Source organism: Streptosporangium sp. NPDC087985 (genome assembly GCF_044741965.1).
Lineage (GTDB): Bacteria > Actinomycetota > Actinomycetes > Streptosporangiales > Streptosporangiaceae > Streptosporangium.
In genome coordinates, this window is sequence record NZ_JBIUTQ010000063.1 from 1 (window position 1) to 2128 (window position 2128).

2 protein-coding genes are annotated in these 2128 nt (G+C 67.2%); both read left to right on the plus strand.

Annotated elements, in window-relative coordinates:
• Window positions 1-30 precede the first annotated feature (30 nt).
• Complete coding sequence (locus ACIN94_RS32775; RefSeq protein WP_400714925.1) at window positions 31-1530, plus strand: S1 family peptidase; 1500 nt, start codon at window positions 31-33, stop codon at window positions 1528-1530.
• 98 nt (window positions 1531-1628) lie between these two features.
• A partial coding sequence (locus tag ACIN94_RS32780) for an alpha-lytic protease prodomain-containing protein (protein WP_400714928.1) occupies window positions 1629-2128 on the plus strand: 500 nt, incomplete at its 3' end.

Below are 2128 nucleotides of genomic sequence, written 5' to 3' on the forward strand. Positions count from 1 at the left end.
GCTGGGAAAGCCGAGGTCGAGGAGAGACCCATGCCCCGTAGACACGCCGTTATCTCGGGATGCGTTCTGGCGGTCACCGCTCTTGTCCTGGCGGCTGCTCCGGCCGTTGCCCACTCCCCGGCCGCGGGTACGTCGGACACCCTGGCCGCGCTGAAGCCGCCGCCGGGCATGCTGGAGGCACTCCAGCGCGATCTCCATCTGACCAGGGATCAGGCTGAGACCCGTCTGCTCAACGAGATCCGCCTGGGGCCGGTGGAGGCGCAGCTCCATAGACGACTCGGTGATCGCTTCGGCGGATCCTGGTTCATGGGAAGCGTCGCGCAGATCCTCGTGGTGGCCACCACCGACCCCGCCGACCTTCCCCTGATCGCCGCACTGGGTGCCCGGGGTGAGGTGGTCAGCCGGTCGCTGGCGCAACTCAACGCGATCATCGACAAGGTCGACACCGTTCTGTCCACCCATCAGAACGGACTGGTGCGTTATGTCGATGTGAGGACCAACAAGGTCGTCATCCTGTCCGACGCGCCCTCGGCAACCGTGGCCATCCTCAGGGCCTCCGGTGTGGACCCGGTCGCGGTGCGGGTGGTGTCGTCCAATGAGCGGCCTCAGCCTCTCTCCAACCTGGTGGGCGGCGACGCCTACTACGTCGGCCCCCTGGTCAGTTGCTCGATCGGTTTCTCCGTGCTCCACGGCACTCAGAGCGGTTTCGTCAGTGCCGGTCACTGCGGGACGGCGGGCGAGGCCACGATCGGCTTCAACCGGGCGCCCCAGGGTGTCTTCCAGGCGTCGACCTTCCCGGGCAGCGACTTCTCCTGGGTCGCGGTGAATGGCAACTGGACACCCAAGCCGTCGGTGAGCAACGGCAACGGCGGTGTGGTGAACGTCGCCGGGTCCCGGGTGGCCGTCGAGGGGGCGTCGGTCTGCCGGTCGGGCTCCGCCACCGACTGGCACTGCGGCACCATCCAGCAGCGCAACACGAGCGTCAGCTACGCCCAGGGCAACGTCTTCGGACTGGTCCGCACCAATGTCTGTGCCGAGCCCGGTGACTCCGGTGGCTCCTTCATCTCCGTCGACCAGGCTCAAGGGGTCACCTCCGGTGGTTCCGGTGACTGCACGCTGGGCGGTGTCACCTACTTCCAGCCGATCAACCCGATCCTCCTGACCTACGGCCTGAGCCTGGTGACCACCGCCGGTAACCCTCCGCCGCCGAGCACGGGCACCTGCACCGGCTATCCACACAGCGCCGAGGGCACACTGACCAGTGGCCAGTCCGTTTACCATCCGAGCAACGGTTACTACCGGTCGACGGCCGACGGTGTCCACTTCGGCTGCCTGGACGGTGTCGACGGTGTCGACTTCGATCTCTACCTGCAGAGGTGGGACGGCCGGGCCTGGGTCACCGTCGCCGCCTCCGAGTCTCCGAACCCCGATGAGAGGATCAGCTACACCGGCCCGGCCGGCTACTACCGCTACCGCGTGACCTCCTACAGTCGTTCCGGTTCCTACCTTCTGGGATACAAGGCGCCGTAACCCGGACCGTTCATCATCCCGCTCCGGCCGCCGATCGGACCTCTCGTCTGCGCGGTCTCCCCCCTCTTGCTGGGAAAGCCGAGGTCGAGGAGAGACCCATGCCCCGTAGACACCCCGTTATCTCGGGATGCGTTCTGGTGGTCATCGCTCTTGTCCTGGCGGCCGCTCCGGCTGTCGCCCACCCTCAGGTCGCAGCCGCGCCGGATGGCCTGGCCGCGTTGAAGCCGCCGCCGGGCATGCTGGAGGCATTCCAGCGTGATCTCGATCTGACCAAGGACGAGGCTGAGACCCGTCTGCTCAACGAGACCCGCCTGGCGAAGGTCGAAGCGCAGCTCCGCGACGCGCTCGGTGGTCGTTTCGGTGGGTCCTGGTTCGTGGGAACCGTCGCGCAGACCCTCGTGGTGGCCACTACCGACCCCGCCGATCTTCCCCTGATCGTCGCCATGGGTGCCCGGGGCGAGCTCGTCAAGCGGCCGCTCGCCGAACTCACCTCGGCCCTGAAAACCATCGACCTGGCGCCGCCGTCGACGGCCAAGGGGAAGGTGCGCTACGCCGATGTGAAGAACAACCGGATCGTCGTCCTTACCAAGGACGCCCT

What these genes read in the sequence shown, in the direction of transcription:
- ACIN94_RS32775 (WP_400714925.1), top strand. Translation starts at nt 31, where the DNA reads ATGCCCCGTAGACACGCCGTTATCTCGGGATGCGTTCTGGCGGTCACC.